Below are 25905 nucleotides of genomic sequence, written 5' to 3'. Positions count from 1 at the left end.
AGATGACCTTCTGACTGTAGATAACTACACTGGCATAGAGAAGAAATTCGGCACAACTATATGTAATGGAGAGTGATATGACCTTAGCAAGTCCTCCACAGACAAAGCCTTTAACCGATGCAGAATTGCATAAAATGAATGCCTACTGGCGGGCAGCTAACTATTTGTCAGTTGGGCAAATATATTTACTTGACAATCCTCTACTCAAAGAAAAGCTCACTCTAGAACACGTCAAACCTAGACTGTTGGGACATTGGGGAACAACCCCAGGATTGAACTTTATCTATGTTCATCTCAATAGGATCATCAAAAAGTATGACCTAGACATGATTTACATTGCTGGGCCTGGTCATGGGGGGCCTGGACTGGTAGCGAATACTTACCTCGAAGGAACTTACAGTGAGTATTACCCCAATATTTCCCAAGATGCTGAGGGGATGCAAAGACTGTTCAAACAATTTTCATTCCCTGGTGGTATTCCCAGCCACGTAGCACCGGAAACGCCCGGTTCTATCCACGAAGGCGGGGAATTAGGTTATGCCCTTGTCCATGCCTTTGGTGCTGCTTTTGATAACCCTGATTTAATCGTGGCTGCGGTTGTTGGTGATGGGGAAGCAGAAACCGGCGCATTAGCTACTAGCTGGCATTCCAACAAGTTTCTTAACCCCGCTACCGATGGGGCTGTGTTACCAATTCTGCACCTAAATGGGTATAAAATTGCTAACCCCACAGTCTTGGCGCGGTTGAGTTACGAGGAATTGAAAAGCCTATTTGTAGGGTATGGTTACAAACCTTACTTCGTGGAAGGTTCTGATCCTGCGGATGTGCATCAGCAGATGGCAGCAACTTTAGATATCATCACGGCAGAAATTCACAACATCCAAAGAGAAGCCCGTATACATGGGTTTACCAAACGTCCCCAATGGCCAATGATTATCCTCAGAACCCCTAAAGGTTGGACAGGGCCAAAAGAAGTAGATGGGAAAAAGACAGAAGATTTTTGGCGATCGCATCAAGTACCATTTGGTGATCTAGCTAGTAAACCCCACCACATCCAACTCCTAGAAGAGTGGATGAAGAGTTACAAACCCGAAGAACTCTTCGATGCTAACGGTACACTGTTTCCTGAACTGGCAGAACTTGCTCCCAAGGGACATCGCCGCATGGGTGACAATCCCCACGCTAACGGCGGGATCTTGTTGCGGGACTTGAAGATGCCCGACTTCCAAAACTATGCCGTTGATGTTCCCCAACCAGGCAGAGTCATTGCTGAAGCTACCAAAGTAACAGGTGAGTTGCTGCGGGATGTGATGAAACTTAACCAAGACAGTCGTAACTTCCGCGTCTTTGGCCCTGATGAAACAGCCTCAAACCGCATCAATGCTGTATTAGAAGTCACAAATAGGACTTGGGTAGCCCAAACCCTCCCAGAAGACGACCATCTGTCCCCCGATGGTCGAGTAATGGAAATCCTCAGTGAAACCAACTGCCAAGGATGGTTAGAAGGATATCTACTCACAGGTCGTCATGGTTTCTTCTCTTGCTACGAAGCATTTATCCACATTATTGACTCCATGTTCAACCAACACGCCAAATGGTTGAAAACTACCCGCGAAATTCCTTGGCGCAGACCAATTGCGTCCCTGAATTATCTACTGACTTCCCACGTTTGGCGGCAAGATCATAACGGATTCTCTCACCAAGACCCTGGTTTTATTGATCATGTAATGAACAAAAAAGCCGAAATTGTGCGCGTGTATCTGCCCCCCGATGCCAACACCCTCTTGTCAGTGACAGATCACTGCTTAAGAAGCCGTCAGTACGTCAACGTCATCGTGGCAGGGAAACAACCAGCACTGCAATATTTGGATATGGATGCAGCGATTAAACACTGCACCAAAGGGATCAGCATTTGGGAATGGGCAAGTAACGACCAAGGGGGCGAACCAGATGTAGTCATGGGTTGTGCTGGAGATGTCCCCACCTTAGAAACCTTAGCGGCTGTGGATATTTTGCGGCAAAACTTCCCAGACTTAAAAGTGCGGGTAGTCAACGTTGTAGATTTAATGACCTTGCAACCCAACACAGAACATCCCCACGGTTTAAGTCCCAAAGACTTTGACACCCTATTTACTACAGATAAACCGATCATCTTTGCCTTTCATGGCTATCCTTGGTTAATCCATCGCCTTACCTATCGCCACACCAACCATAAAAACCTCCATGTGCGTGGTTACAAAGAAGAGGGAACTACCACCACCCCCTTTGATATGGTTGTCCTGAACGATTTAGATCGCTTCCATTTAGTTATGGATGTAATCGATCGCGTCCCCAAACTAGGGTACAAAGCCGCTTATGTAAAACAACATCTCCAAGACAAGTTGATCGAACACAAGCACTACATTGAGAAACACGGCGAAGATATGGCAGATATTCGTGATTGGCAGTGGCCGTATTAAGAGAGGCAGGGGAGCAGGGAGCAGGGAGTAATGGGGAAAGTCTTCTCCCCATTCCAAAACCTTAAAAGATGCCAAGTAATTGGGCTTTTGGCTTCTGGGACTGTCACGATCATCTAAGTCATACCAAAATTCACCCGGCGAAATCCAGTGTTGAAGCTAGGGTAATAAGTTCGTTCGCCTCAAATTTGAGGCGATCCAAGATTAAGAGGAGGTTTGTTTTGACGAAGTTAAAAGTTGGCATCAACGGATTTGGTCGTATTGGGCGGCTTGTGCTTCGCGCTGGCATGAACAACCCCAATATTGAGTTTGTGGGTATTAACGACCTAGTACCACCAGATAACCTGGCTTACCTATTAAAGTACGACTCTACTCATGGTAAGTATCAAGGTCAGGTGGAAGCCAAAGAAGATGGCATTTTGATTGATGGTCACTTCATTCCTTGTATGTCAGTCAGAAATCCCGCCGAATTACCTTGGGGTAAACTTGGCACAGATTATGTCGTAGAATCGACCGGACTATTTACAGACTATGAAGGTGCATCCAAACACCTACAAGCAGGTGCAAGGCGCGTAGTTATTTCTGCGCCTACCAAAGAACCAGAAAGAGTCAAGACATTGTTGGTAGGTGTTAACCATCAAATCTTTGATCCCAGTAAGGATCTGATTGTTTCCAATGCTAGCTGTACTACTAACTGTCTAGCCCCCATTGCCAAAGTAATTAATGATAACTTTGGTTTAGCAGAAGGGTTAATGACTACAGTTCACGCCATGACTGCAACCCAACCCACTGTAGACGGCCCCAGTAAAAAAGACTGGCGGGGTGGTCGCGGTGCAGCCCAAAATATTATTCCTTCTTCCACAGGTGCAGCGAAAGCAGTAGCACTGGTTTTACCAGAATTGAAGGGTAAGTTAACTGGGATGGCGTTCCGAGTTCCTACCCCTGATGTCTCTGTAGTGGATTTAACCTTCAAAACTAGCAAATCCACCAGCTACAAAGAAATTTGTGCAGCTATGAAAGCGGCTGCTGAAGGAACACTTGCCGGGGTTTTGGGCTATACAGACGAAGCAGTAGTGTCTACAGATTTTCAAGGCGATCGCCATTCCAGTATTTTTGACGCAGGTGCTGGTATTGAATTGAACTCAAACTTCTTCAAAGTGGTCGCTTGGTATGACAACGAATGGGGCTACTCTCACCGTGTAGTTGACCTAATGCTGTCAATGGCACAGAAAGAACAACTGGTCACAGTTTAAGAGAGTGCTGAGTATTGAGTGCTGAGTGCTGAGTGCTGAGTGCTGAGTAAGGGTAAACTCACTCATTGCTACTTGTTTTACTCCTGATGAGGGTGCTAAAGCATTACCGCCACTCATGACTCATTACTCATGACTCATGACTCACCACTGATTCCCATTCCCTAACTCCTCACACCATCACCCCTATGCGTCGAACAAAAATTATCTGTACTGTAGGGCCTGCTACCTCTGCACCAGACAGACTGCAAGCGTTGGTAGAAGCCGGGATGAATGTGGCGCGGCTAAATTTTTCCCACGGGGCTTATGAATTTCATGCCCAAACTGCTCAGTATATTAGACAAATCAGTGCTGATAAACACAAGCCCATAGCTTTGTTGCAAGATTTGTGTGGGCCGAAAATTCGCTTGGGAACTTTACCGCCAGAAGGGTTGACGGTAGAAGCTGGTGATGAAGTTACCTTTGTCTTAAAAGAGAAGGGTGACAACATTCACGAATTACCCTTACCATTGCCGACTTTGTTTGCAATGGTACGACCGGGAGAACCGATTTTAATTAATGATGGTCGAGTGAAGATGATTGTATGCGATCGCGATGCCGACCATATTCATGCTCAAGTCAAAATCGGTGGGGTAATTTCTACCCGTAAGGGTGTAAACCTACCTTTAACTCGCTTACCCGTCAGTTCCATCACCGAAAAAGACTTACATGATTTGCGCTTTGGGATGGAATTAGGTGTTGATTGGGTAGCTGTTTCCTTTGTCCAGTCACCCTACGATTTAGAACCTGCCCAGCGCATGATTGAATCGGCGGGTTTGTCAATTCGGGTAATCGCCAAAATTGAGCGTCCAGAGGCGGTTGAGCAAATTGATGCCATTATCGCCGCCGCCGATGGGATTATGATCGCCCGTGGTGATTTGGGGGTAGAAATGCCCATTCACAAAGTCCCCATGATTCAAAAAGATATTATTCGCCGTTGCAATCAAGCGGGTAAGCCAGTTATTACCGCCACCCAAATGCTAGAGTCAATGATTGGCGCACCCGATCCCACCCGTGCGGAAGCTACCGACGTGGCTAACTCCATCCTTGATGGTACAGATGCCGTCATGCTTTCCGGAGAAACGGCCGTGGGAGAGTATCCTGTGGCGGCTGTGCAGATGATGCACGATATTGCCATTGAAACGGAAAAGTCTTTGCAAGAGGGTAGTAGACACTGCTGGACAAATGATGCAGGTAGTCTCAGCGTCACTGAATCCGTAGCCGAAGCCGTCTGTCGTATTGCCTATGAAACCGGCGCACGGGCTATTTTGTGTAACACTTCATCAGGAAGTACAGCACAACTTGTGTCTAAATACCGCCCCCAGACACCGATTTTTGCTTTAACCCCCGATGAATCAGCCTATCACCAGTTGGCTTTATCTTGGGGTGTCGAACCCTTGCTGATCCCACCTGTTTATAATGCTGAAGAAATGTTCACGAATTTGGTTAGTACCATCCTCAGAACAGGTCTTGTACATGAAGGGGATAAAGTAGTAATCACCTCTGGAGTCCCAATTGGTAAATCAGGAACAACTAGCTTAATTAAAGTGCATTCTATTGGACAGCCCATCACAGCCTAACACCCCTAAAATGAAGCTGAGACTTCAGCTAATCGGCAATAGTTAAAAAAAATTGCCAAAATCAGAATTGTAAGGAATAAGAACGGGTGTGAAGAAGAGGGGAATTGTAAATCCTACATAAACAACAATCATGGAGTATTTTATGTCTAAAAATTTACTAGAACAATTGCGAACAATGACCGTTGTGGTGGCAGATACAGGTGATATCCAAGCCATTGAAAAGTTTACACCTCAAGATGCCACCACAAATCCCTCTCTGATTACGGCAGCAGCTAAAATGCCGGAATATCAAGATATTGTTGACCAAACCTTACTGCAAGCAAAAAAAGACGCAGGTGCAGGTGCTAGCCAAAGTCAAATCGTGACTTTGGCTTTTGATCGTTTGGCGGTTGCCTTTGGTCTGAAGATTCTGCAAATTATCCCCGGTCGTGTGTCTACAGAAGTAGATGCTCGTTTATCCTACGATACTGAAGCGACCCTCACTAAAGCACGGGAATTGATTGCTCAGTATAAAGCTGCTGGCATTACCCCAGAGCGCGTTTTAATTAAAATTGCCTCAACTTGGGAAGGGATTAAAGCGGCGGAAATCTTGGAAAAAGAAGGGATTCACTGTAATTTAACACTACTATTTGGTTTGCATCAGGCGATCGCCTGTGCTGAAGCTGGTATCACCTTGATTTCCCCCTTCGTCGGTCGCATTCTCGACTGGTACAAAAAAGAAACAGGTAAAGATAGCTACCCCTCTGCGGAAGACCCTGGTGTATTGTCAGTCACTACAATCTACAACTACTACAAAAAATTTGGTTATAACACCGAAGTTATGGGCGCAAGCTTCCGTAACATCGGCGAAATCACTGAACTTGCTGGTTGTGACTTGTTAACCATTTCCCCAGCTTTGTTGGGTGAATTACAAGCCACCATCGGCGACCTACCCCGTAAACTTGACCCCGCCAAAGCTCCTACTGCCGGCGTAGAAAAGATTGCTGTGGATAAAGCGACCTTCGAGAAGATGCACGCTACTGACCGCATGGCATACGACAAACTAGACGAAGGTATTAAAGGCTTTACCAAAGCACTGGAAGATTTAGAAAAACTATTGGCACAAAGACTAACTCATCTAGAAGGAGTAGTTGCCAGTCATTAGGAGATAAATGGTGATCGCCATTTTTGAGAAGTTAGGAGTTGGCTGACCACTAACTTTCAAGAAATACGTGGCATAAAGATCCTGGTATTTGTACTCGTAGTAGTCCATACCAGGGTCAGTAAAAATGAGTAGGCCGACAGTAATTAGCTCTAAATAATACGCTACAGAAATTTTATTTTTTCTTTATAAATAACTCATTCCATGAATTAGGACAATAATGATACTCTTGCTTTGTAGCAACTTTTACAAAACCCATGAAAAAAGCAGGACAATTCTTAGCTGTTATTGGTTTATCTATTTTCTGTACAGAGTCTGCATTGGCAGCTTATGATGTTCCCGGCTGTAAAGAAGCATTTACTAGTATCGATCAAGCATCTTTAATTAAACCATTAAAGGATTTAATTGCTCTTGATTGCGCTATCATGTACAAGGAAGGATGGCGTTTGCCTGCCACAGGAGGAGTAGCCAATCAAACTGTCTGTGCACCAGCTTGGAATGTGCTGGGTCAATCCAATAAACTAGGAGATGCAAAGTTTATCGTAACTCACAACTGCCCAGCATTATACAATCTTGGATGGGTAAAACCACAACCATAGGATGGATGAAATAACGTTTTCTTGTCCTTCAAGAAACACTTGGCGTAAAGCTTATGTAGTAGAAGTTTTAGGTCACAGAATTGAGAGTCTGGCTGTCCTTCGGTCTTAGGCACAAGTTGAAGACCAAAGGCATCAGCTGTTTTCTGAAGGTTTTTCAGTATGAGATCCTGGTATTTGGACTCATAGTAGTCCATACCAGGGTCAGCAGAACTTTATGCTGTAGTCAACATCCGATGGAAGATAAGTACCAATTGACGGGCAGTAGCAGTAATTGCTTTGGGAGTACCTAAACACGATCGCAATCGTCGATAAAAAGCCCACAGAGTAGAGAGACTTTGAGTCAAAGAAAAGGCAGCAATCCGAAAAGCATTTGCCGCCCGATTCACAACTTGACGAGTCTTAGAGCTTTTGACCTTGCTACCAGCAAAACTTTTTGACCATGTTCTAGACTATAGTCTCCAGTTAAAGCTTTAGCAATCTCTGTGGCAGAGCTTTTAATCCGGGGGTTTTTGAGGGACGCTAGAACTTGTGGATCTTGCGCCCCGACGACAATTGCCTTGATCATCACCATTCCCGTTAGACCAGTAATATCACTAATCATCTTGTGTAGGTGTAAATTCATTAGTAATCGTAACGCCGCCGGATTTGCCGCCGCCGGATATATACTGGTCGTAAATTCTGCCGCCGAATAAATCTCCGTCTGGTATTCTGCCGCCGGATTTGCTGCCGCCGGATTTGCTCCCGTCGCACATTCTGTCTCCGACGGATATACCGTCGCCGACCATCATCATCCCGTCTAGCTAAGAGTAGCTCTCCATTGTCATCTGCAACGAAGTTTGTCTCTGTGCCGAAACCTTGTGTATAAAGGTTATCTAGAGAAGTATCCTTCGCCTGAGCTATTGAAGATGGATAAATGAAGGCACACACCAATACGGCTATTGAAGATAGCTTTTTGATACTTTTCATTTTATTCTTCCTTGGTAAAAAAACAATTCAGTAACACTTAGTCATAAGGGAACACTAATAAAGTGTGTATACTGAAACCTCTATCTTAAGATAGATATGGTTGATTTATCTGATTAAGATTTTTGAATTTTCGCTGTGCTGTATAAAAAATTTCAATTTTATGGTGTTTTATTTAACTGATTCTATAGGAGAAATATTTAATATAAATAACTATTAATTTTGATGGATAAAAATTTACTTATTAATGCTACATATTCCACTATAAAAGGCTTTTGACCTATTTTGATATTAAGTTCATCTAACTACAACAGTGTTATAAAACTCATGTTAATTTGCTTTTAAGCTCTATTTAAGTCAACGACATATTTTTATTAATACAGTTTTACAGGGCATAAAGTTTACAGAGGACTTGATTGATTTATGTTTTTCAACTTATTACGAGATGTAAAGATTGACACTCCCCAATTTTTTAATTCAGGGAATGTCAAAACAATTCGCTTGTTTTCGTTTGTAATGGCCTCTCGTTCTCGTAGCGTCTCCCTTTGGGCTACGGTGTACACACATCTTTGTACTAGGCGCAAAATGTGTTTTGATCCCCCTAAATCCCCCTTAAAAAGGGGGACTTTGAATCTATTCCCCCCTTTTTTAAGGGGGGTTAGGGGGGATCAAAAGGTTGTACGACTAGGTTATTAGACTTGTGTTTACACAGTAGCTCCCTTTGGGAGAAGAGAACGTAGAGAAGATCGCAATTTCAATTAATGAGGGCTGGAAACCCACAAATTATTCAGTTGACGTTCAAGGTATTTTAATGGCGAATTGCTTTAATATCGCCGCCAATGATATATGTATCGTCCATGACGATCTCGAACTCTCTGCCATCGTCCATGACGATAATATTGTCCGTAATAACGTCTATGACGATTGCGTCGTCGATAATAATGCCGTCTATGCCGCGATCGCCGATAATAATGCCGTCTCCTCCGTCGGTGAGCTAGTAAAAGTTCTTCACTTTTATCGCTAACTAAGTTGGTTTCAGCCTCAATACTCTGCTCATTGAGAGCATGATTTTGTGTACTATCTTTAGCTTCAGCCATAGCAGGCGGATAGATGAAGGCTAATAACAGGAGTCCGATTGAGGACAACTTCTGGAAACGGTTCACGTCTTGGCTTCTCCCTGACTACCGATGATAAGTTTAATAAATACTTGAAATTGAGAAACCATATAGTTCACACTTCACTAACCTAAAATCCACAAAAGTAATGAAAGTACTAGTTTTGAATGCAGGCTCTAGCAGCCAAAAAAGTTGCCTGTATGAAATCCCTGATCATGCCATGCCAAATGAAGCACCCCAACCTCTGTGGGCAGGGAAAGTTAACTGGACTCAAGACCGGAGTGTGGCAGAAATTGAGGTGAAAACCGCCACAGGTGAAAAGCTACATGAGTCTATCTATGGTGATTCCCGTCAGGCGCACGTTGCCTATATGCTGTATACTCTCAGTCGTGGTGCTACCAAAGTAATTGGTGAATTATCAGAAATCGATGTCGTAGGACATCGGGTTGTACATGGTGGGCAAAGTTACCGTAATAGCGTAATTATTACTGGGGAAGTAAAACAGGCGATCGCGCGTCTGTCAAACCTAGCTCCAGCACATAATCCAGCCGCCTTAGAAGGGATAGAAGCTATAGAAAAAAGCTTGGGTAATGTTCCCCAAGTAGCAGTATTTGATACCGGGTTTCATTCCACCCTACCTGATGCAGCCGCCATCTATCCCGGCCCCTATGAGTGGGTAGAACAAGGTATCCGCCGCTATGGTTTTCACGGTATCAGTCACCAATACTGTTCTCATCGTGCAGCGCAAATCCTCGGTCAAGATTTAGCATCTCTGCGAATTATTAGCTGTCATCTCGGTAATGGTGCTTCTCTAGCCGCCGTAGAAAATGGTCGCAGTATTGATACCACAATGGGTTTCACACCTTTAGATGGGTTGATGATGGGTAGCCGTTGCGGTTCATTAGATCCGGGGATCATTGTTTACCTCATGCGGCAACATAATTACTCCGCCGAAAGACTAGATTACGTATTAAATAAAGCTTCTGGACTCAGAGGTATTTCGGGGGTATCCAGCGATTTACCCCAAGTGATGGAAGCTATTACCCAAGGTAACTACCGCGCCCAACTAGCTTGGGATATCTTTGTGCATCGCTTAAAGGCTAATATTGGTTCAATGCTGGCGAGTCTCGGAGGTTTAGACGTATTGATATTCACCGCCGGTATCGGTGAAAAATCCGCCGGAATTCGTCAGGCTGCGGCTGAAGCCTTCGGGTTTTTAGGGTTAAAAATCGACCCCCAGAAAAATCAAAACAAACCCGTAGATGAAGATATATCCACTCCTGATTCTACAGTTCGGGTGTTAGTAATTCATACTCAAGAAGATTGGGCGATCGCTCAGGAATGTTGGCACTTATTAATTAATTCGTAATTCGTAATTCGTAATTCGTAATTATTTTGTAGAGACGCGATAAATCGCGTCTTTTTATTGCAACTTCACAGCACGCGACGCAAAATTAGCTTCCAAAGTTGCGGCCAAATAAAACTTAAAACTTGCTGAATTACTAGAGGTACAACAACTGATATAATTGAGAATAACATGATATCAATTGCTTGAATTTTTTGGGTTGATATCATAGCGATCGCCGGAATCATACAACTTATTCCCCACGCCAACCAATTGAGATACTTATAATTAATAGCAGCCAGTTTTTGGAGTTGTTTGAAAATTATATATCTGCTAGTGGAAACTAATAAAGCTAATCCTAACCAAGTCAAAATCAACCAGATTACACTATTATTAGAATTAAATATATTTACTTTATTTATTTTACTAACTAAGAATCCAGAGGGAAATAAGGAAGCGAACTCCCAAACTAGCATATTTAACTTATTTCTTAAGGAACTTAGTAACTGATCTACCAACCAATAATGAGCAGAAATAACGTTTACTAAATTAGCATTATTGTGCAGAAAATCCTTTTTAACTTTCTGGATAACATCACCATAAAACAAGACAACACTTTGTAAAAGACAGTCTTTTTCTCGATAATCTTCGGCAGTTAATTCCTTTTGGCTATAGTAAGAATTAAAAGTACATCCAACCTGGAAGCTTGTCTGATTTTGTAAATACTTACTCCTCAATATTCTCAAGATGTTCATGAGAAAAATTAGGTAAGACCTAGTGCTTTTATTTTTATCTTGTTCCACTCTACTATCTGGAACAAAATTATGCTGAAAGCAAGTACAGTACCAAAGATAAATGAGTAACTTGGGCGGAATATTTACAGAAAGACCTGTTTTTTGAGCTTGCTGAATTTGCTCTACAATCTTCTGGTTTAGGTAGAAACTACATTGAGACTGTTCAACCTTAATTTCAACACTATTACCTTGAGGAATAGGCAATAAAAAAACCAAGGTAACATCAGCAAGACTCTTTGCGTATGTATTATCGTTGACCATTCGTAGATATATTTGCCAGACTTTTTACCAAATTAATCATGAAATCTAATATTCCCCGCCATTGTTTTTCGCCAGCAACGACTCCTTCATTGTGAATTTGCAGAATTAAATTTTTTGAATCTTCTGATAAATCGAATAGGTCTTTGTGATATCTGGTGATAATATCACCATCTAACTGCATAACAGTTTGGGCATAAATTGTATCAATCTTGTTACTAGTAACATCACCACCATCCAAAGCCGCTTTCAGTTCAATAATTTTACGCAGTGTCCGCACAAACTTTTCATTATTTAAAAGTGCTTGAATTTCGTCACAATTGCTTTGCCATTCTTGTTCCCAGTTCTTCTGCTTTTCCTGATTAATATCATCTATCACTGGAGCAGGTGCAGGTAATATTGGTCTAGCTAATTCTACATATCTGGGATCAGATTCAACTATTTTTCCTCTCTGAAGTTCCTTTAAAAGATGTAGTCGCTGATGATATTTTCTAACTTTTTCATGTTGCAAATCATTCATTGTGTGATTTACATCTTCAATGAGAAGATAGAAATACTCTCTTTCTAATTCTGAAAATAAACTTTTATAGCGAGCGTGTAATTCTTCAGGAATTCCCATAACATCAAAGTAATCTTTATCATTTATGGAATATATTTCTTGGTATGCTTCCCAAGCACTAAATTTAGTACCACTAATACTATTAACAATCATTGTATTGACTTCTAATGCTGTAATATCTTCAACTAATACCTGCACTGAAGATACAAATTTATTTAATAAACTTATAGACTTAGATTGAATTCCTTCTCTACCTTGAGTAGTATTTGATACCTTGATTTTATCTGCATTTTGATTTGCAAGACTATCTCTAGCTTGAGCTTGAGTCCTATTAACCACAGTTACTACCTCTTTAATCTTGGCAAAAACTTGTAATAATTTGGTGTTTTTACAATCACAAGCAAAGTAACCTACAAGTCTAGATAATCCACTGTAGGTATTTGGCTATATAATTCACTAATTTAACAACCCAAAAATTGTATTAATTAGTTATATTGTCCTGCGAGAATTTGCCATCTCCATCAGAATCTTATAGACTTTATGCACACTTTCTATATTCTTTTGCATGATTTCTCGGCTATCCTTGACTTGATCTAAATGAAAGCTGAGGAGTTCTGCATAAGGGCCACTACAAAGAAATTGACTACCAACCTCATTTTCAATATCGCCATCAATTAAATTTATCTTGGTATAAATTCTGTTACCTGCTTGAGCAGATGTTGTACTAGGTTCTAATTCTTCATTTAACTGAGTAGATGGTTCTACAACCCAAGTAGTAATTTCTAACTCGACAACTTCAGCTATTGCTGCCTTCATCGCATCAATAATGTTGTTACTACCTAGGTTACTAGAGTTTAGCTGCTTGATGATTGATTGAAAATTGCCACTTTCAGCCTTGATAAGTTGACCGTTTGTACCTGACGCTTCTTTTACAGTAATTTCCATGAGCTAATTAAAGATCAAAGGTTTCAATGTAGACGAGTACAATTCTAATAGATGTGGGAAATTTGACAAGCTTTACTTCATAAAATTAAGTAAAGATGACAAGGAATAGCTGTGTATAATCTAGAATTAAACAGTACAAGCAGTATAAAAAGTAATCATCAAGTGTGGATTTACGTTAACTATCGAAAAGACTTAGGGAACACCAAAAAATAAATTATCCGCAATTGTATGGTTGGGTAGGGTGCGTCAGTGCGATAGAACCTAACTATACTCAGAAATTATTCATACTGACGCACCCTACAGTTTAGATATTTTTTGATCTGGAAGTACCTTATTACGGGAATAATACTATACACAATGAGCAACTCTGCCGAAAAAGATAGAAAAACTATGTTGATATCGCGTCAAAGTGTCATAACACCTCTTGTAGTGAGTTTATGTATCTTAGGGATTGGCTTTATGCAATCGCCTAGGCTACAAAAATTATTAAATAGTCGGGAATATATTCCTTTAGATACTTTAGAAAAAGGACTACAGCAAGAAAAATTAAGGCTAAATCTACTCAAGCAAACCCCCAGTTTTGGCTATGATAATTTAGTTGCAAACTGGGCTTATCTAAATTTTTTGCAATACTTTGGTGATGATGAAGTCCGTGAGAGAACTGGATACAGTCTAAGTCCAGAATATTTTGAAGTTATTTTAAAACGTGACCCCAAATTTTTAGCAGCTTATCTGAGTCTTTCTAGCAGTACATCTATCTATGCTGCCATGCCAGAACGCTCAATAGCAATAATAGAAGAAGGTTTAAAATCATTATCTCCTCATGTTCCAGAAAAATCTTATTATATTTGGCGTTATAAAGGTATTGATGAGTTATTATTTTTAGGAAATTCTCAAGCTGCCCAGAAATCTTTTGAAACAGCAGCTAATTGGGCTAGTGAATATAAAGATGAAGAAAGTCAACTTGTAGCTTTCACTTCTCAAAAAACTGCTGAATTTCTTAGCAGTAACCCTGATAGTAAATATGCCCAGATTGCTACTTGGTCAATGATATTAAGTAATCCAGTTGATGAACAAACTCGTAAAAGAGCAATTAGTGCTATTGAGAAATTAGGAGGAGCAGTAATCACCAACCCCAACGGTACTAATAGTATTAAATTGCCACCAAAAGATTAAATTTTAGTCATTAAATCTCTTACAAAAGTCTGAAAATGAGATGTGTCATTCTGAATGAAATGTACAATCTTTGAGATGTTTCGCTTCACTCAACATGACAGCTTTAGCATTTATGCAAGAGGTTTATTAGTCATTTTCTTTGTCCCCAGTCCCCAGCTTTTCAATGAGTGGATTTTAGATTATTCAATCCAAAATCTAAAATCTAGAATCTAAAATTCCTAGTCCCCAGTCCCCTGTTTCCAAAATGTTCTGGTACAACGGTAGTTTAATTCAGTCCCACACTCTGGAATTAGATATTAATGACCCAGGGTTACTATATGGTGCAACGGTTTTTACAACTTTACGGGTGTATGACGGCTCGCTAGATAGTAGTTTAACTAACTGGCAGGCACATTGCGATCGCTTATTTTTCTCCCTACAAGCTTTTAGTTGGCAACAACCAGACTGGAAACTGGTACGCCAAGGTGCAGAAGCAATGTTAACGCACTTCCCCGTTCTCAGAATTACGATCTTCCCCGATGGTAGGGAATGGATAATTGGCAGAATATTACCAGAGGATTTGGCAGCAAAGCAAAAACACGGTGTCGCTTGTGCTGTTGCTAGTTCAGCATGGTCTCGTAGTCTTCCTTCTCATAAAACTGGTAACTACCTTGGTGCTTGGCTAGCTAAAACCACAGTCTCCGGAAATGCCCAAGAAGCCATTCTGGTAGATGGCACAGGAAATTGGTTAGAAACCAGCACAGGTAATCTTTGGGGGTGGGTTAATGGTAGTTGGTGGACACCACCATTAACTGCGGGTATATTACCTGGAATTAGCCGCCAGCAATTAATGAGTCGGCTAAACAATCATCAACAGGTGGTGCGAGAAGAACCTTGGACACCTAAATTCGTCCAAAGCTTAGAAGCGATCGCCTACACTAATAGTGTGGTGGAAATTATCCCCATACATACCGTTAATCAGCCTACAGGGTCGCTACAATATAATCCTTACCATCCAAGCTTGCAAAAACTTAGGGGACTATTATTTATCATGACAGAAGGATGATTTTGTTATACCTTAAGATAAGTTAACATAATTCTAATAATGCCCTACGCACACGAATACGGGAGGATCAACCTCAGTGAATAAAAGATGGAGAAATGCGGGGCTGTACGCGCTGCTATTTATTGTTGTAATCGCACTTGGCACAGCTTTTTTTGATAAACCGCGCGAAAGTCGGGAAACATGGCGATATAGCCAATTTATTCAAGAAGTTGAAAAAGGTAGAGTAGAAAAAGTCAGCTTAAGTGCAGACCGTTCTACCGCTTTGGTAACACCCAGATACGACCCCAGTAAAAAACTTGTTACTTTAGTCAACGACCCAGACCTTATAAATACTCTTACTACCAAAGGCGTTGATATATCCGTTTTACCTCAAAGCGAAGACGGATTCTGGCTCAAGGCACTAAGCAGCTTATTCCTCCCAGTATTACTGCTGGTAGGCTTATTCTTCTTGCTCCGTCGCGCTCAAAATGGCCCTGGTAGCCAAGCCATGAACTTTGGTAAGTCCAAGGCGAGGGTGCAAATGGAGCCTCAAACTCAAGTCACTTTTGGCGATGTTGCCGGTATCGATCAAGCCAAATTAGAACTAAATGAAGTTGTAGACTTTTTGAAAAACGCCGATCGCTTTACCGCCGTCGGTGCAAAAATTCCTAAAGGTGTGCTATTAGTAGGCCCTCCCGGTACAGGTAAAACCCTCCTGGCGCGTGCGGTAGCCGGGGAAGCAGGTGTACCATTCTTCTCCATCTCCGGTTCTGAGTTTGTGGAAATGTTTGTTGGTGTGGGTGCATCCCGTGTCCGTGACTTATTTGAGCAAGCTAAAACCAATGCTCCCTGTATCGTCTTCATCGATGAAATTGACGCTGTAGGTCGTCAACGGGGTGCAGGTTTAGGTGGTGGTAACGATGAACGGGAACAAACCCTGAACCAGTTACTCACAGAAATGGATGGATTTGAAGGTAACACCGGCATTATTATTATTGCCGCTACCAACCGTCCTGACGTACTAGACGCAGCTTTATTACGTCCCGGTCGTTTTGACCGTCAAGTCGTCGTAGACCGTCCCGACTATGCAGGACGTAGCGAAATCCTCAAAGTCCATGCTCGTGGTAAGACCCTAGCGAAAGACGTAGACCTAGATAAAATTGCTCGCCGTACCCCTGGCTTTACCGGTGCAGATTTATCTAACCTGCTGAATGAAGCCGCAATTTTGGCAGCAAGACGCAACTTGACCGAAATTTCGATGGATGAAATCAATGATGCCATCGATCGCGTCTTAGCTGGCCCAGAGAAGAAAGACCGGGTGATGAGCGAAAAACGCAAAACCCTGGTAGCTTATCATGAAGCTGGTCACGCTTTAGTTGGTGCTTTGATGCCCGACTATGACCCAGTACAAAAAATCAGCATTATCCCTCGTGGTCGTGCTGGTGGTTTAACTTGGTTCACCCCCAGCGAAGACCGCATGGATACCGGCTTGTACAGTCGCGCCTATCTAGAAAATCAGATGGCTGTGGCTTTAGGTGGTCGTTTAGCCGAAGAAATTATCTTTGGTGAAGAAGAAGTTACCACGGGTGCTTCCAACGACTTACAGCAAGTTGCTCGTGTAGCGCGTCAAATGATTACCCGATTTGGGATGAGCGATAAACTCGGCCCCGTCGCCCTCGGTCGTCAGCAAGGCAATATGTTCCTCGGTCGCGATATCATGTCAGAGCGTGATTTCTCCGAAGAAACTGCGGCGGCTATTGACGAAGAAGTTCGGAAATTAGTAGACACAGCCTACGATCGCGCTAAAGACGTGTTAGTCAGTAATCGCCACATTTTAGATCAAATCGCGCAAATGCTGGTGGATAAAGAAACCGTAGATGCCGATGAATTGCAAGAAATTCTGGTAAATAACGATGTGAAAACCGCCGCGTTTGCCTAGTTTTGCAAGTTTGTAGTCAGCACTAAAGTAAGTGCTGAAAAACATAAAAAATGGGGTCTTTCTGGTGAGGAAGACCCCATTTTTTAATGATAAAAGTTTTTCTGCTGATTGAAATATTGTAGAGTCGTTATTAGCGTGAGCCAGAAACTTTGTAGAGAAAGAGTATCGCTACATCTCTACAGTATTTTGCAAAGATATCTAATAGAGTTGAGTCAAGTATTGTTCCAACAGTGAGGCGATCGCTTCAGGACAGTTTTTCTTGTATTTCTTCTTACCTAGCATTAAAACACAGTTGGGCGCACTGCTACAGCGTTTTTGACAGTCTGTGTGTTCGATAGTTACTTTGTCGAGTAAACCGCGATCGCACAAAGTCTGTTCTAAATCTGATAATAAACCTTTACCACCGCGTTTCATGCAACCAGATTTTTGACACACCATAATCTTGGCTGATGGTTGCGGTGGTAAATCTTCATGGAGATGGGAGCGTAGTCCATCGCTAAGTGTTGTTACTTGATAAGCTTTGAGTTTAATTGTACCTTTATATCGATTTAATTTACCGACCCCATAAATATTAATTCGTTCACCTATTTCTAAAGATGAACTCAAAGCAGTCCGTAATTTTTTTGGTAGTTTAATTAACACATCTCCAGAGGGAATTGCTAAACTTAAGTATTTAATTTTTTTAGGTTTATTGCCAATAAAACCTAAGAAATCACCCTCAAGATTAAACTCTGATAACGTTAGAAACTTGTCACCCATGTTCAATAACCCAAAAAGTTTTGGTTAGAAAATACTTTGTGTCTTTGTGCCTCTGTGGTTCAATATTTTTTTACCACTCCAGACACAAAGACACAGAGAGAAAAATGGTTTTCTACTTTTTACCTGCTGCTAAAAATTTTAGGAAATCCTTTTAGCTTCTAGGGTTTTAGGTAAATTGCTAGCATCTGGTATTTCTGGAAATTCTAATTCCCAACCGTTAGCTAGGGTCAGAATCTTGCCTTCAGCACCATCGGTTTGTTTAACTACTATTTCCTCTAGGTCTTTTTTAGGAACATAGACTGTTAAGTTACCGCCATTATCCATTCGTAACATCACTTTCATGGTTTTCCTCAGCAGATTCTATTTCTCTTTCCCGACAGCCAACAATGATTCCTTTATCCAAAAAATGTATTGCATAAATATAGGAACGCTGTAGAAAAGTTCCTATACTCGATACATAACCAATCTCTCCCTTTTTCGCTAAAATTTCCCCCAGTTCTCTCCCTGGAAATGTGCCATCATTCTTAATTTGTTTGCGAAGTCTGACCTTTTCTCCAAGTTCAAAAGCGGGTTCTAAATCCAACTCGTATTCATCGCGCTGCATGAGAATACCTCTGTTCTTTTACCAAGTTCAGCAGTTCTTCGGTGGTTAAACTGCGCTTTTTCTTGACTGATTGTTGGCGGACTGCATCTAAAACAGACTGGGTTTCTTCTGCATTGAGAAAAATCCCATTTTGCTCTAGTAAACTAGATACCAAGTGTCGTCCAGAATGTTTACCTAGTACCAAGCGACGTTCCCAACCGACTTCTTCCGGTGCAAAGGGTTCGTAGGTGTTGGGGTTTTGCATGACACCATGAGCATGGATTCCTGACTCGTGAGCAAAGGTATTTTCACCAACGATCGCTTTCCAAGGTGGTACGCTAGCACCAGAGGCAGCTGCTACCAGTTGTGATAATTCCAACAACCGGGCTGTTTTGATACCCATATCTACGCCATAGATGCGTTTGATGGCCATGACCACTTCTTCTAAAGCAGCATTACCAGCTCTCTCACCCAAGCCAATAACTGTAGTATTTACAGATGCAGCTCCAGCTTTAATTCCAGCTAAAGCGTTGGCTGTAGCCATACCAAAATCATTGTGAGTATGAATTTCTACGGGAATTGATAAAGCAGAAACCAGTTGCTTTATTTCCCCATAGGTGCTGAAAGGATCAAGAACGCCTACGGTATCGCAGAAGCGAAAGCGTGATGCACCCCACTCTTGGGCTGAAAGTGCGACATCCAAGAGGAAGCTTTCATCCGCTCTGGAGGAATCTTCGCCTCCTACGGCTACCCAAAGACCTTGATCAACCGCGAAGCTGATACAGTCTTTGAGTCTTTGCAGACTTATCCGCCATTGACCGTGGAATTTCGCGGCGATTTGAATACCCGAAACCGGGATAGCAATATGTATACGCTTCATTCCACAAGCAATAGAAGCTTTAATATCTGAGATGACAGCACGATTCCAAGCCAGGAGATCAGCACTTAAACCTAAGTTAGAAATTGCCGAGATAGCACGCATTTCTTCCTCGCCCATTGCCGGTATCCCTACTTCTAATTCGGGAACACCAATGCTATCGAGAAATTTAGCGATCGCCACTTTTTCTTCTAAGGTAAAAGCAACACCTGCGGCTTGCTCGCCATCACGTAATGTAGTGTCATTAATGAGAATCTTGTTCATCTCAAACATCCCTCTTAGCAATTTTCTTAATATATTTTCTGTGGGGAAAAGTGCATTTTTTACAAGCCCTGGTATTGGTAAATGCTGAAAATAACTGGTGAAGAATGAACGGTAAATGCTCTAAGCTCCCACTCTTAATAATTCATCTTCATCATTTCTAAATATTACCTAAACAATAACAATATATCTGTATGACAGTAGACAGAAACTATGTATAGTTTAAGAATCTCTTTGCAAGTTTTACACAATTTTTAAATATCAAATTATCCGAATATAGATATTTAAAAATATCCGCAAATACTGGAAAATAGCGGATAATTACAAGATTTCTTTTTGCATTATCGTGAAAATTTAATATTTTTTAAATACTATTTCACAAACTAATAGATACATTAATAGCCTGAGAAAAAATATAATTATTTTTCAGTAAATCACTAAAATAATCAGCTTTTGTTGACAATATAATTTAAATTTATCAAATACTCTTAGATATATAACCAATCTAAAATTTTTTCCAATTGTTCTAAATTAACTAAGCCATATTGCCAAAGTAACATCGGTAAAGGTGCAGGATCAAACTCGCGGTGTTTTAAAGCTATAGCAATATCTTTATGGGAAAGCTCAAGTTCATTATGTAAAAAATATAGCAATTCTATATCTTTGTTGTGAGTAGTCACGTCGCTTTACTCCGAAGTCAAAAGTCAAAAAAAAGAATGCTTATTTTGTCAGCTTTTTGTTGCGCTGTAATAGTTACTACTCAATATGAGTTTACACTTCGCCAAACTAACAGCACCCTGATCCGAATTACGAATTAATAACTCCAACAACGCTCTAGCCAGTCAAGCAGTTCTTGACGAGGAGCTAGAAATTGCATAACTGTACTGTGAACTAAAATTGCTGTCAAGTAACTGTTCACTTGTACCCGCAACGAGCCATCAGGGGGACAGGAACAGGGAATCATCAACTCTTGCAAACGGTGATAAATTTGCCAGCGATCGCACAATGGTATCTGCAATACGATATCACCTAACATATCAGAACCCAACATCATGACTTATCCTTACTCACAAGTTTTTCTGCTTGGGGTTGACTGGTGAGAGTTTGCAGTTTTTGTTCCAGTTGCTCAATCCGAGCCAGCAGCGATCGCATCACATTCGCTTCCACATCAGGTAATTTCCCATGATCCAGGGGACATGAGTTATTTTTTTCCTTGCGGGAAATAATCCGTCCGGGAATCCCCACAACGGTAGAGTCTTGGGGGACATCACGCAACACAACCGAGCCAGCACCAATTCTGACGCGATCGCCAATTTGAATATTACCTAAAACCTTCGCGCCAGTACCCACCACAACATTTTTCCCCACAGTCGGATGGCGTTTACCAGTTTCCTTCCCAGTACCGCCCAGAGTCACACCTTGATAAATTAGGCTATAGTCTCCCACAATCGCCGTTTCACCAATCACAACCCCCATCCCGTGGTCGATAAACACACCTTTACCAATCTCTGCACCTGGATGAATTTCGATTCCTGTGAGAAACCGAGCCACATGAGAAATCAACCGGGGGAAAAACACCACACCCCGCAGGTGTAACCAATGGGAAAGACGATGTAAACAGATAGCGTGCAAACCGGGGTAGCAAAAAACCACCTCCAGCCAATTACGCGCGGCGGGGTCACGTTCAAAAATAATAAGAAAATCACTCAATAATGGCTCTAAGAAACTGCCAGAGAGAAGACTTTTCAGCCAGGATGTATGAGTTGAATCAGGTGGATTATCGATATTATCTAAAGACTGTTGCATCGGTACTGTCTGGGTAAAAGAGCCGTGTGCTTTTATGCTTATAGCAGGCCACTCCCAACAGGACAGTACAACCCATCTTGATTGGATTTATTGGATTAATTAAGCTTGTACTCAACCCCCCCAACCCGCAACTTCCATCAGCTTCAAATTTCTCTTGGGTTAGAGGGACTAGTGTTTTAGATATGGGGTACTAGTATTTTTAAGTGAGGGGTTCAGAATTTTTGTACTCGCTACAAAAAACTTAATATGTAAGACTCTGATACGATTTTAGCCAGATATTTTGCGATATATTAAGCTGTACTCAAATTCCCTGGAATATCAAGTAGACAAGACTACAACCCAAATTTCTGTATTCCCAGTTACTATATCTATCTTATGATTTTGGTACTTCAACAACCAAATTCTTCACCTTATTTTAGTCTTTCAACCAGAAACTCAAAAATATCTGTATCTGGTAAGAGGCTTTTGGTCAAACTGTAATGCAAACATCATAAATTATGGCTGCTACCAAACCCTAGCCATTCACAAGTGCATCGATGAATAAGACAAAAAACAACACACTCGGTTCTGGGATGACTGATGAAGATTGTTTTAGCTTGGGAAAATCTGATGCTTGGGCGGGAAAACCCAAAACGCCCCCAGAGCAAGATGCTCAAGCTGCTAGTATGTACGATCTAGGTTACAGCGAGGGGGAAATTACACATCCGCCAACTGAAACTCCAAAAGCGGATCAGTTGCATTAGATTTTGTAGGTTGGGTCGAAATATGAAACCCAATTTCTCAATCAATGTTGGGTTTGCCTACAGCACGCTACGCGATCGCAAAGCCTCAACCCAACCTATATCTAACGCACTATTTTAGCTGTGTCAGTCCAGTATGGTGTGTTAGCGCAGCGTAACGCACCGCCTGTATTAAATTAAGTTACAGCTTGACTAATGAACGGAGCAAAAACACTCGTCGATGAGTATCTGAGATAGATAAACGGAGCAAAAATACTCGTCAACGAGTATCTGAGATAGATAAACGGAGCAAAAATACTCGTCAACGAGTATCTGAGATAGATGAACGGAGCAAAAATACTCGTCGATGAGTATCTGAGATAGATGAACGGAGCAAAAATACTCGTCGATGAGTATCTGAGGTAGATGAACGGAGCAAAAATACTCGTCAACGAGTATCTGAGATAGATGAACGGAGTAAAAATACTCGTCAACGAGAATTAATTGATCAAGAACCCGATGTAACTTTAGTAGATTTACTTCTAATAGCCTTAAAACGCTCCCCTAATTGTTCAGCGACAGTTTTTAAACCCGGAGTCTTTTTCGCCGCAGTCTTCACATAATCATAAACAGTCAAACTGCTAGTCATAGCTTCACTACTGACTGCCATTAACGTATCATCCACCTGTTCAGCAAGTTGGTGCATAGAGGTTAAAACCTCAGCGAGTGTAGTAGCTAATTGATAATCCCGCACCAGTTCATCAACATCAAAACTAGCTGGCAAAATTTCTGGGTTAGACTTAGCCGCCGAAACACTATTGTTTACAAAAGCCAGACTTTTATCACCCATTTTTACCAACTTGCGCCGTTCTTCAGGACTCAGAGTAATCAAAAAAGGTAACTTGCGTTGAATTGTCTGTAGTGCTGCTTTAATTTCTTGAATATCTGCTGGCGACAGGGAGGCTGTAATATTTTGATAGGGCATCGTACAATTACCAGTGTAATTCTATGGTTTAAGTAGCAATAGCTGCTAAGTATAAGATGCCCATTGATAAGAGCAAATTAACACATTGAGCCTACTTATTTATCCGCTTTAGTGCCGATGGCGATGGATACTGATCAGATACGATGAAAGCTTGTCGTTCAATCACCCGATCATCAGCATTAAAATCTAGAATACGTGCGGTTACTTCGCCAATATCCGTTAGTGATTAAATCACACCCTCATCTAATCGAAAATGCTCCCCCCAAAAGTCTCGACGAGGGTTAAAAAACCTCACAAGTTCACCAGTCAGCCAATTAATTGAACCCAAATCTGACCCTTTTTGCAGCTTACAGAAAATACAGGCATAACAGAGATTATCAATAGATAGAAAACATTATATTGATGCTACTTGAAATGAATTTCCTAATGTTCTCGGCTCTGGCAAAGATTCACCATTTTCTAAAGCTGTCTCAATCAGCATTTCTAAAACTTCCTGAGCATTTCTTAAAGCTTCCTCATACGTATCTCCATGAGTACAAGGCTGCATTACATTGGTAAACTCAGGTAACAAAACCACATAACAATGGTCTTCCTCAGACCATTGAATAATAACTGTGTATTTCATTCTTCTGTCTCCTCCTCTGCTGCTATTTTCTGTAATTCTGCAAGTGCTTGATTAACTTGTTTTTCTAAATAAGGTTTAGCATCACTCCCATCTTTGCCAGCGATGATAATAGCTTGAGATAATAGCGGATGTATCCATTTACTATGACTACCCTTTGCAGGTTTATCAGTAAACCCTGCTTGCAGCAATAAGCTTTTGAGTTCTCTAATTTTCTTGGGCATAAACTCAGCTTACATTGCGATAGGTGTTTGATAACATTTGGCAGACACGCACACAGACTTGTGCTTGTTCGTTTGTGGGATTAATTATCTGTTTCTCAATTGTGGCACAAATAATCATAAGTCCTACCAGCAACAGCCAAACTCAAGAAAGCTTCAGAAATTTTGCGGTATCTACCCAAAGTAATTTGTATTTAAGCGATAATAAATACACTTTGTCCATATAAGCACAGTTATGACCTGCTGCCTAAATCCAGCTTGCCACAACCCACCCCATCCCGACGGTGTAAAGTTCTGCTCTAGCTGCGGCGTTCCCTTAATCGTTTTGAGAAACCGCTATCGCCCAATCAAAACATTAGGTGGCGGGGGATTTGGTAAGACTTATTTAGCAGAAGACATCGACAAATTAAATGAGCATTGTGTCATCAAGCAATTCGCACCGCAAGTACAGGGAACAGCATCACTAAATAAAGCCACAGAACTATTTGAGCAAGAAGCCAAGCGACTGCAACAGTTAGGTAAACATCCGCAAATTCCCACACTGTTGGCGTATTTTAACGAAGATAATCGCCTGTATTTAGTGCAGGAGTTTATCGAAGGGGAGAATTTATTAAAAGAATTACAACAGCAAAGTAATTTTAATGAGCAGAAAGTCAGGGAATTATTGCTGGATTTATTAGATATTCTCAAAACTGTTCATCAACAGAAAGTAATTCACCGTGATATCAAGCCAGAAAATATCATTCGTCACAGTGATGGGAAGTTGGTACTGATTGACTTTGGTGCATCCAAGCAACTGACAGCCACAGTGATGACTAACCCAGGAACTGCGATCGGTTCGTTTGGTTATGCACCATTGGAACAAATGCAGGGTGGTGAAGCTTACCCAGCAAGTGATTTATATAGTGTCGGTGCAACTTGCTTTCACCTGTTGAGTGGGATTCATCCTTGGGAGTTGTGGAAACGACAGGGTTATGGTTGGGTTGGAAGTTGGAGACAGCATTTACCGCAACCAGTCAGTCAAGAATTAGGGCGAATGCTGGATAAATTACTGCACGAAGAACACCAGCAGCGTTATCGTTCAGCACAAGAAGTTTTACAAGCTTTAAATACCCCACCACCTTCACCAATACCTCCAACCCAGATAGTAATTACAACTCCACCGTCATCATCGTCTGTACCCCCAACTCAGCCTGTAATTCCTACCCCACCACCTTCTCAACCACAAGCAACACCAGCAGCAGCATCGGTAAAGCCACCTGCAAAGCCAAAAATAGCACCAAAAAACCTATTCATACAAAACCCTAAGTTGAGAAAAAGGTTATTGGTGGGTGGTGCTATTACCTTAGTAGGATTAGTTGGAAGTCAAATCTACGGTTATGCTCGCTATGGCTTATTTCCCACTAGTCCGATATTTTTAGTTGACAGCTTTCCCAGTAGTTCTTTCCTAGAAAGAACCCTCAAAGGGCATTCTGAGTCGGTTAATTCCGTCGCCATTAGCCCAGATGGCAAAACCCTTGTCAGTGGTATTGGGGACAACACCATCAAACTGTGGAATCTGGCAACAGGAGAAGAAATCCGCACCCTCAAAGGGCATTCTGAGTTGGTTCGTTCCGTCGCCATCAGCCCAGATGGCAAAACCCTTGCCAGTGGTAGTTGGGACGACACCATCAAACTGTGGAATCTCGCCACCGGAGAGGAAATCCGCACTCTCAAAGGGCATTCTGACCATGTTTCTTCCGTCGCCATCAGCCCAGATGGCAAAACCCTTGCCAGTGGTAGTTGGGACGACACCATCAAACTGTGGAATCTGGCAACAGGAGAAGAAATCCCTACCCTCAAAGGGCATTCTAGCAGTGTTCAGTCCATCGCCATCAGCCCAGATGGCA

At 41.7% G+C, this 25905-nt stretch carries 29 protein-coding genes; 11 read left to right on the top strand and 18 right to left on the bottom strand.

Translation table 11 applies throughout. The features are described 5' to 3' along the window. Positions 1-77 precede the first annotated feature (77 nt). From ACM0OR_RS08345 to ACM0OR_RS08325, 5 genes are all read left to right on the top strand, one after another. Positions 78-2459, top strand: coding sequence for a phosphoketolase (locus ACM0OR_RS08345; protein WP_414575848.1), 2382 nt, complete (start codon positions 78-80; stop codon positions 2457-2459). Positions 2460-2677: 218 nt separating this feature from the next. Beyond that, the gene (gene gap, locus ACM0OR_RS08340; protein ID WP_414575847.1) at positions 2678-3709 is read left to right on the top strand and encodes a type I glyceraldehyde-3-phosphate dehydrogenase; all 1032 of its coding nucleotides are present in this window, start codon (positions 2678-2680) and stop codon (positions 3707-3709) included. 185 nt (positions 3710-3894) lie between these two features. Beyond that, positions 3895-5325, top strand: a complete 1431-nt coding sequence (gene pyk, locus ACM0OR_RS08335; protein ID WP_323265223.1) for a pyruvate kinase — start codon at positions 3895-3897, stop codon at positions 5323-5325. Between the two features lie 142 nt (positions 5326-5467). Beyond that, positions 5468-6469, top strand: coding sequence for a transaldolase (locus ACM0OR_RS08330; RefSeq protein WP_414575846.1), 1002 nt, complete (start codon positions 5468-5470; stop codon positions 6467-6469). A gap of 254 nt (positions 6470-6723) precedes the next feature. After that, complete coding sequence (locus tag ACM0OR_RS08325) at positions 6724-7065, top strand: hypothetical protein (protein ID WP_414575845.1); 342 nt, start codon at positions 6724-6726, stop codon at positions 7063-7065. Between the two features lie 212 nt (positions 7066-7277). Here ACM0OR_RS08325 and ACM0OR_RS08320 read toward each other — a convergent pair whose 3' ends face one another. The 4 genes from ACM0OR_RS08320 to ACM0OR_RS08305 all read right to left on the bottom strand — a co-directional run bounded on the left by ACM0OR_RS08320 (position 7278) and on the right by ACM0OR_RS08305 (position 9191). After that, entirely contained in the window at positions 7278-7451 is a 174-nt protein-coding gene (locus ACM0OR_RS08320) for a hypothetical protein (RefSeq protein ID WP_414575844.1), read from the bottom strand. Next, entirely contained in the window at positions 7448-7687 is a 240-nt protein-coding gene (locus ACM0OR_RS08315) for a hypothetical protein (RefSeq protein WP_414575843.1), read from the bottom strand. The genes ACM0OR_RS08320 and ACM0OR_RS08315 overlap by 4 nt, the downstream gene beginning before the upstream one ends. Further along, complete coding sequence (locus ACM0OR_RS08310; protein ID WP_414575842.1) at positions 7687-8031, bottom strand: hypothetical protein; 345 nt, start codon at positions 8029-8031, stop codon at positions 7687-7689. The genes ACM0OR_RS08315 and ACM0OR_RS08310 overlap by 1 nt, the downstream gene beginning before the upstream one ends. Before the next feature lie 821 nt (positions 8032-8852). After that, positions 8853-9191, bottom strand: coding sequence for a hypothetical protein (locus ACM0OR_RS08305; RefSeq protein ID WP_414575841.1), 339 nt, complete (start codon positions 9189-9191; stop codon positions 8853-8855). A 100-nt stretch (positions 9192-9291) separates the two neighbouring features. Here ACM0OR_RS08305 and ACM0OR_RS08300 point away from each other — a divergent pair, with 100 nt between their 5' ends. Then, positions 9292-10512 (top strand): acetate kinase, encoded by a 1221-nt coding sequence (locus tag ACM0OR_RS08300; protein ID WP_414575840.1) that lies wholly within the window; start codon positions 9292-9294, stop codon positions 10510-10512. Positions 10513-10577: 65 nt separating this feature from the next. Here ACM0OR_RS08300 and ACM0OR_RS08295 read toward each other — a convergent pair whose 3' ends face one another. The 3 genes from ACM0OR_RS08295 to ACM0OR_RS08285 form a co-directional block, all read right to left on the bottom strand. Next, positions 10578-11543: a hypothetical protein gene (locus ACM0OR_RS08295; protein WP_414575839.1), complete on the bottom strand. Its 966-nt coding sequence runs from the start codon at positions 11541-11543 to the stop codon at positions 10578-10580. Then, a complete protein-coding gene (locus ACM0OR_RS08290) occupies positions 11530-12438 on the bottom strand; it encodes a hypothetical protein (protein ID WP_414575838.1) in 909 nt (302 codons plus the stop codon). Before ACM0OR_RS08290 ends, ACM0OR_RS08295 begins: the two co-directional genes overlap by 14 nt. Positions 12439-12588: 150 nt before the next feature. Continuing rightward, complete coding sequence (locus ACM0OR_RS08285; RefSeq protein WP_414575837.1) at positions 12589-13044, bottom strand: hypothetical protein; 456 nt, start codon at positions 13042-13044, stop codon at positions 12589-12591. 390 nt (positions 13045-13434) lie between these two features. Between ACM0OR_RS08285 and ACM0OR_RS08280 the strand changes: the two genes are divergently transcribed. From ACM0OR_RS08280 to ftsH3, 3 genes are all read left to right on the top strand, one after another. Next, the gene (locus ACM0OR_RS08280) at positions 13435-14220 is read left to right on the top strand and encodes a hypothetical protein (protein WP_414575836.1); all 786 of its coding nucleotides are present in this window, start codon (positions 13435-13437) and stop codon (positions 14218-14220) included. Between the two features lie 244 nt (positions 14221-14464). Further along, positions 14465-15265 carry an aminotransferase class IV gene (locus ACM0OR_RS08275; RefSeq protein WP_414575835.1) on the top strand — a complete coding sequence of 267 codons (801 nt, stop codon included), beginning with the start codon at positions 14465-14467 and terminating at the stop codon, positions 15263-15265. A gap of 76 nt (positions 15266-15341) precedes the next feature. Continuing rightward, positions 15342-17183, top strand: coding sequence for an ATP-dependent zinc metalloprotease FtsH3 (gene ftsH3, locus ACM0OR_RS08270; protein ID WP_414575834.1), 1842 nt, complete (start codon positions 15342-15344; stop codon positions 17181-17183). A gap of 198 nt (positions 17184-17381) precedes the next feature. Here ftsH3 and ACM0OR_RS08265 read toward each other — a convergent pair whose 3' ends face one another. From ACM0OR_RS08265 to cysE, 7 genes are all read right to left on the bottom strand, one after another. Continuing rightward, positions 17382-17942 carry a (2Fe-2S) ferredoxin domain-containing protein gene (locus ACM0OR_RS08265; protein ID WP_414575833.1) on the bottom strand — a complete coding sequence of 187 codons (561 nt, stop codon included), beginning with the start codon at positions 17940-17942 and terminating at the stop codon, positions 17382-17384. Between the two features lie 138 nt (positions 17943-18080). Beyond that, positions 18081-18284: a putative nitrogen fixation protein NifT gene (gene nifT, locus ACM0OR_RS08260; RefSeq protein WP_323265212.1), complete on the bottom strand. Its 204-nt coding sequence runs from the start codon at positions 18282-18284 to the stop codon at positions 18081-18083. Beyond that, on the bottom strand, positions 18259-18546 hold the full coding sequence (locus tag ACM0OR_RS08255; RefSeq protein WP_323265211.1) for a nitrogen fixation protein NifZ: 288 nt from the start codon (positions 18544-18546) through the stop codon (positions 18259-18261). Before ACM0OR_RS08255 ends, nifT begins: the two co-directional genes overlap by 26 nt. Beyond that, positions 18533-19666: a homocitrate synthase gene (nifV, locus tag ACM0OR_RS08250; RefSeq protein ID WP_323265210.1), complete on the bottom strand. Its 1134-nt coding sequence runs from the start codon at positions 19664-19666 to the stop codon at positions 18533-18535. The genes ACM0OR_RS08255 and nifV overlap by 14 nt, the downstream gene beginning before the upstream one ends. A 485-nt stretch (positions 19667-20151) precedes the next feature. Continuing rightward, positions 20152-20343, bottom strand: a complete 192-nt coding sequence (locus tag ACM0OR_RS08245) for a DUF2949 domain-containing protein (RefSeq protein ID WP_414575832.1) — start codon at positions 20341-20343, stop codon at positions 20152-20154. Positions 20344-20477: 134 nt separating this feature from the next. Then, positions 20478-20717 (bottom strand): Asr1405/Asl0597 family protein, encoded by a 240-nt coding sequence (locus ACM0OR_RS08240; protein WP_414575831.1) that lies wholly within the window; start codon positions 20715-20717, stop codon positions 20478-20480. Beyond that, positions 20714-21469, bottom strand: a complete 756-nt coding sequence (cysE, locus tag ACM0OR_RS08235) for a serine O-acetyltransferase (protein WP_414575830.1) — start codon at positions 21467-21469, stop codon at positions 20714-20716. The genes ACM0OR_RS08240 and cysE overlap by 4 nt, the downstream gene beginning before the upstream one ends. A 536-nt stretch (positions 21470-22005) precedes the next feature. Between cysE and ACM0OR_RS08230 the strand changes: the two genes are divergently transcribed. After that, positions 22006-22212: a hypothetical protein gene (locus ACM0OR_RS08230; protein WP_323265207.1), complete on the top strand. Its 207-nt coding sequence runs from the start codon at positions 22006-22008 to the stop codon at positions 22210-22212. Between the two features lie 484 nt (positions 22213-22696). Here ACM0OR_RS08230 and ACM0OR_RS08225 read toward each other — a convergent pair whose 3' ends face one another. From ACM0OR_RS08225 to ACM0OR_RS08210, 4 genes are all read right to left on the bottom strand, one after another. Next, positions 22697-23173: a hypothetical protein gene (locus tag ACM0OR_RS08225; RefSeq protein WP_414575829.1), complete on the bottom strand. Its 477-nt coding sequence runs from the start codon at positions 23171-23173 to the stop codon at positions 22697-22699. Positions 23174-23567: 394 nt separating this feature from the next. Next, complete coding sequence (locus ACM0OR_RS08220; RefSeq protein WP_414575828.1) at positions 23568-23798, bottom strand: type II toxin-antitoxin system HicB family antitoxin; 231 nt, start codon at positions 23796-23798, stop codon at positions 23568-23570. Continuing rightward, on the bottom strand, positions 23795-24019 hold the full coding sequence (locus ACM0OR_RS08215) for a type II toxin-antitoxin system HicA family toxin (RefSeq protein WP_190698793.1): 225 nt from the start codon (positions 24017-24019) through the stop codon (positions 23795-23797). The genes ACM0OR_RS08220 and ACM0OR_RS08215 overlap by 4 nt, the downstream gene beginning before the upstream one ends. Before the next feature lie 4 nt (positions 24020-24023). Further along, positions 24024-24137, bottom strand: a complete 114-nt coding sequence (locus ACM0OR_RS08210) for a DUF6888 family protein (protein ID WP_414575827.1) — start codon at positions 24135-24137, stop codon at positions 24024-24026. 114 nt (positions 24138-24251) lie between these two features. Here ACM0OR_RS08210 and ACM0OR_RS08205 point away from each other — a divergent pair. After that, positions 24252-25905: protein kinase domain-containing protein (locus ACM0OR_RS08205; protein WP_414575826.1), on the top strand; the 1654-nt coding region annotated here is incomplete at its 3' end.

It is taken from the genome of Anabaena sp. CCY 9402-a, from assembly GCF_963920945.1.
GTDB lineage: Bacteria > Cyanobacteriota > Cyanobacteriia > Cyanobacteriales > Nostocaceae > Trichormus > Trichormus minutissimus.
This window is presented reverse-complemented; position numbering and strand designations above follow the sequence as displayed.

Bases quoted from the DNA above. Each gene is read 5' to 3' on its own strand.
- nifT (WP_323265212.1), bottom strand. From the start codon at position 18,284: ATGAAAGTGATGTTACGAATGGATAATGGCGGTAACTTAACAGTCTAT.
- ACM0OR_RS08220 (WP_414575828.1), bottom strand. From the start codon at position 23,798: ATGAAATACACAGTTATTATTCAATGGTCTGAGGAAGACCATTGTTAT.
- ACM0OR_RS08240 (WP_414575831.1), bottom strand. From the start codon at position 20,717: ATGATGTTGGGTTCTGATATGTTAGGTGATATCGTATTGCAGATACCA.
- nifV (WP_323265210.1), bottom strand. From the start codon at position 19,666: ATGAACAAGATTCTCATTAATGACACTACATTACGTGATGGCGAGCAA.
- ACM0OR_RS08325 (WP_414575845.1), top strand. From the start codon at position 6,724: ATGAAAAAAGCAGGACAATTCTTAGCTGTTATTGGTTTATCTATTTTC.
- ACM0OR_RS08230 (WP_323265207.1), top strand. From the start codon at position 22,006: ATGAATAAGACAAAAAACAACACACTCGGTTCTGGGATGACTGATGAA.
- ACM0OR_RS08275 (WP_414575835.1), top strand. From the start codon at position 14,465: ATGTTCTGGTACAACGGTAGTTTAATTCAGTCCCACACTCTGGAATTA.
- ACM0OR_RS08210 (WP_414575827.1), bottom strand. From the start codon at position 24,137: ATGATTATTTGTGCCACAATTGAGAAACAGATAATTAATCCCACAAAC.
- ACM0OR_RS08285 (WP_414575837.1), bottom strand. From the start codon at position 13,044: ATGGAAATTACTGTAAAAGAAGCGTCAGGTACAAACGGTCAACTTATC.
- ACM0OR_RS08315 (WP_414575843.1), bottom strand. From the start codon at position 7,687: ATGAATTTACACCTACACAAGATGATTAGTGATATTACTGGTCTAACG.
- ACM0OR_RS08345 (WP_414575848.1), top strand. From the start codon at position 78: ATGACCTTAGCAAGTCCTCCACAGACAAAGCCTTTAACCGATGCAGAA.
- ACM0OR_RS08255 (WP_323265211.1), bottom strand. From the start codon at position 18,546: ATGCAGCGCGATGAATACGAGTTGGATTTAGAACCCGCTTTTGAACTT.
- ACM0OR_RS08215 (WP_190698793.1), bottom strand. From the start codon at position 24,019: ATGCCCAAGAAAATTAGAGAACTCAAAAGCTTATTGCTGCAAGCAGGG.
- ACM0OR_RS08295 (WP_414575839.1), bottom strand. From the start codon at position 11,543: ATGGTCAACGATAATACATACGCAAAGAGTCTTGCTGATGTTACCTTG.
- ACM0OR_RS08310 (WP_414575842.1), bottom strand. From the start codon at position 8,031: ATGAAAAGTATCAAAAAGCTATCTTCAATAGCCGTATTGGTGTGTGCC.
- pyk (WP_323265223.1), top strand. From the start codon at position 3,895: ATGCGTCGAACAAAAATTATCTGTACTGTAGGGCCTGCTACCTCTGCA.
- ACM0OR_RS08330 (WP_414575846.1), top strand. From the start codon at position 5,468: ATGTCTAAAAATTTACTAGAACAATTGCGAACAATGACCGTTGTGGTG.
- ACM0OR_RS08280 (WP_414575836.1), top strand. From the start codon at position 13,435: ATGTTGATATCGCGTCAAAGTGTCATAACACCTCTTGTAGTGAGTTTA.
- ACM0OR_RS08225 (WP_414575829.1), bottom strand. From the start codon at position 23,173: ATGCCCTATCAAAATATTACAGCCTCCCTGTCGCCAGCAGATATTCAA.
- cysE (WP_414575830.1), bottom strand. From the start codon at position 21,469: ATGCAACAGTCTTTAGATAATATCGATAATCCACCTGATTCAACTCAT.
- ACM0OR_RS08265 (WP_414575833.1), bottom strand. From the start codon at position 17,942: ATGGGTGACAAGTTTCTAACGTTATCAGAGTTTAATCTTGAGGGTGAT.
- ACM0OR_RS08300 (WP_414575840.1), top strand. From the start codon at position 9,292: ATGAAAGTACTAGTTTTGAATGCAGGCTCTAGCAGCCAAAAAAGTTGC.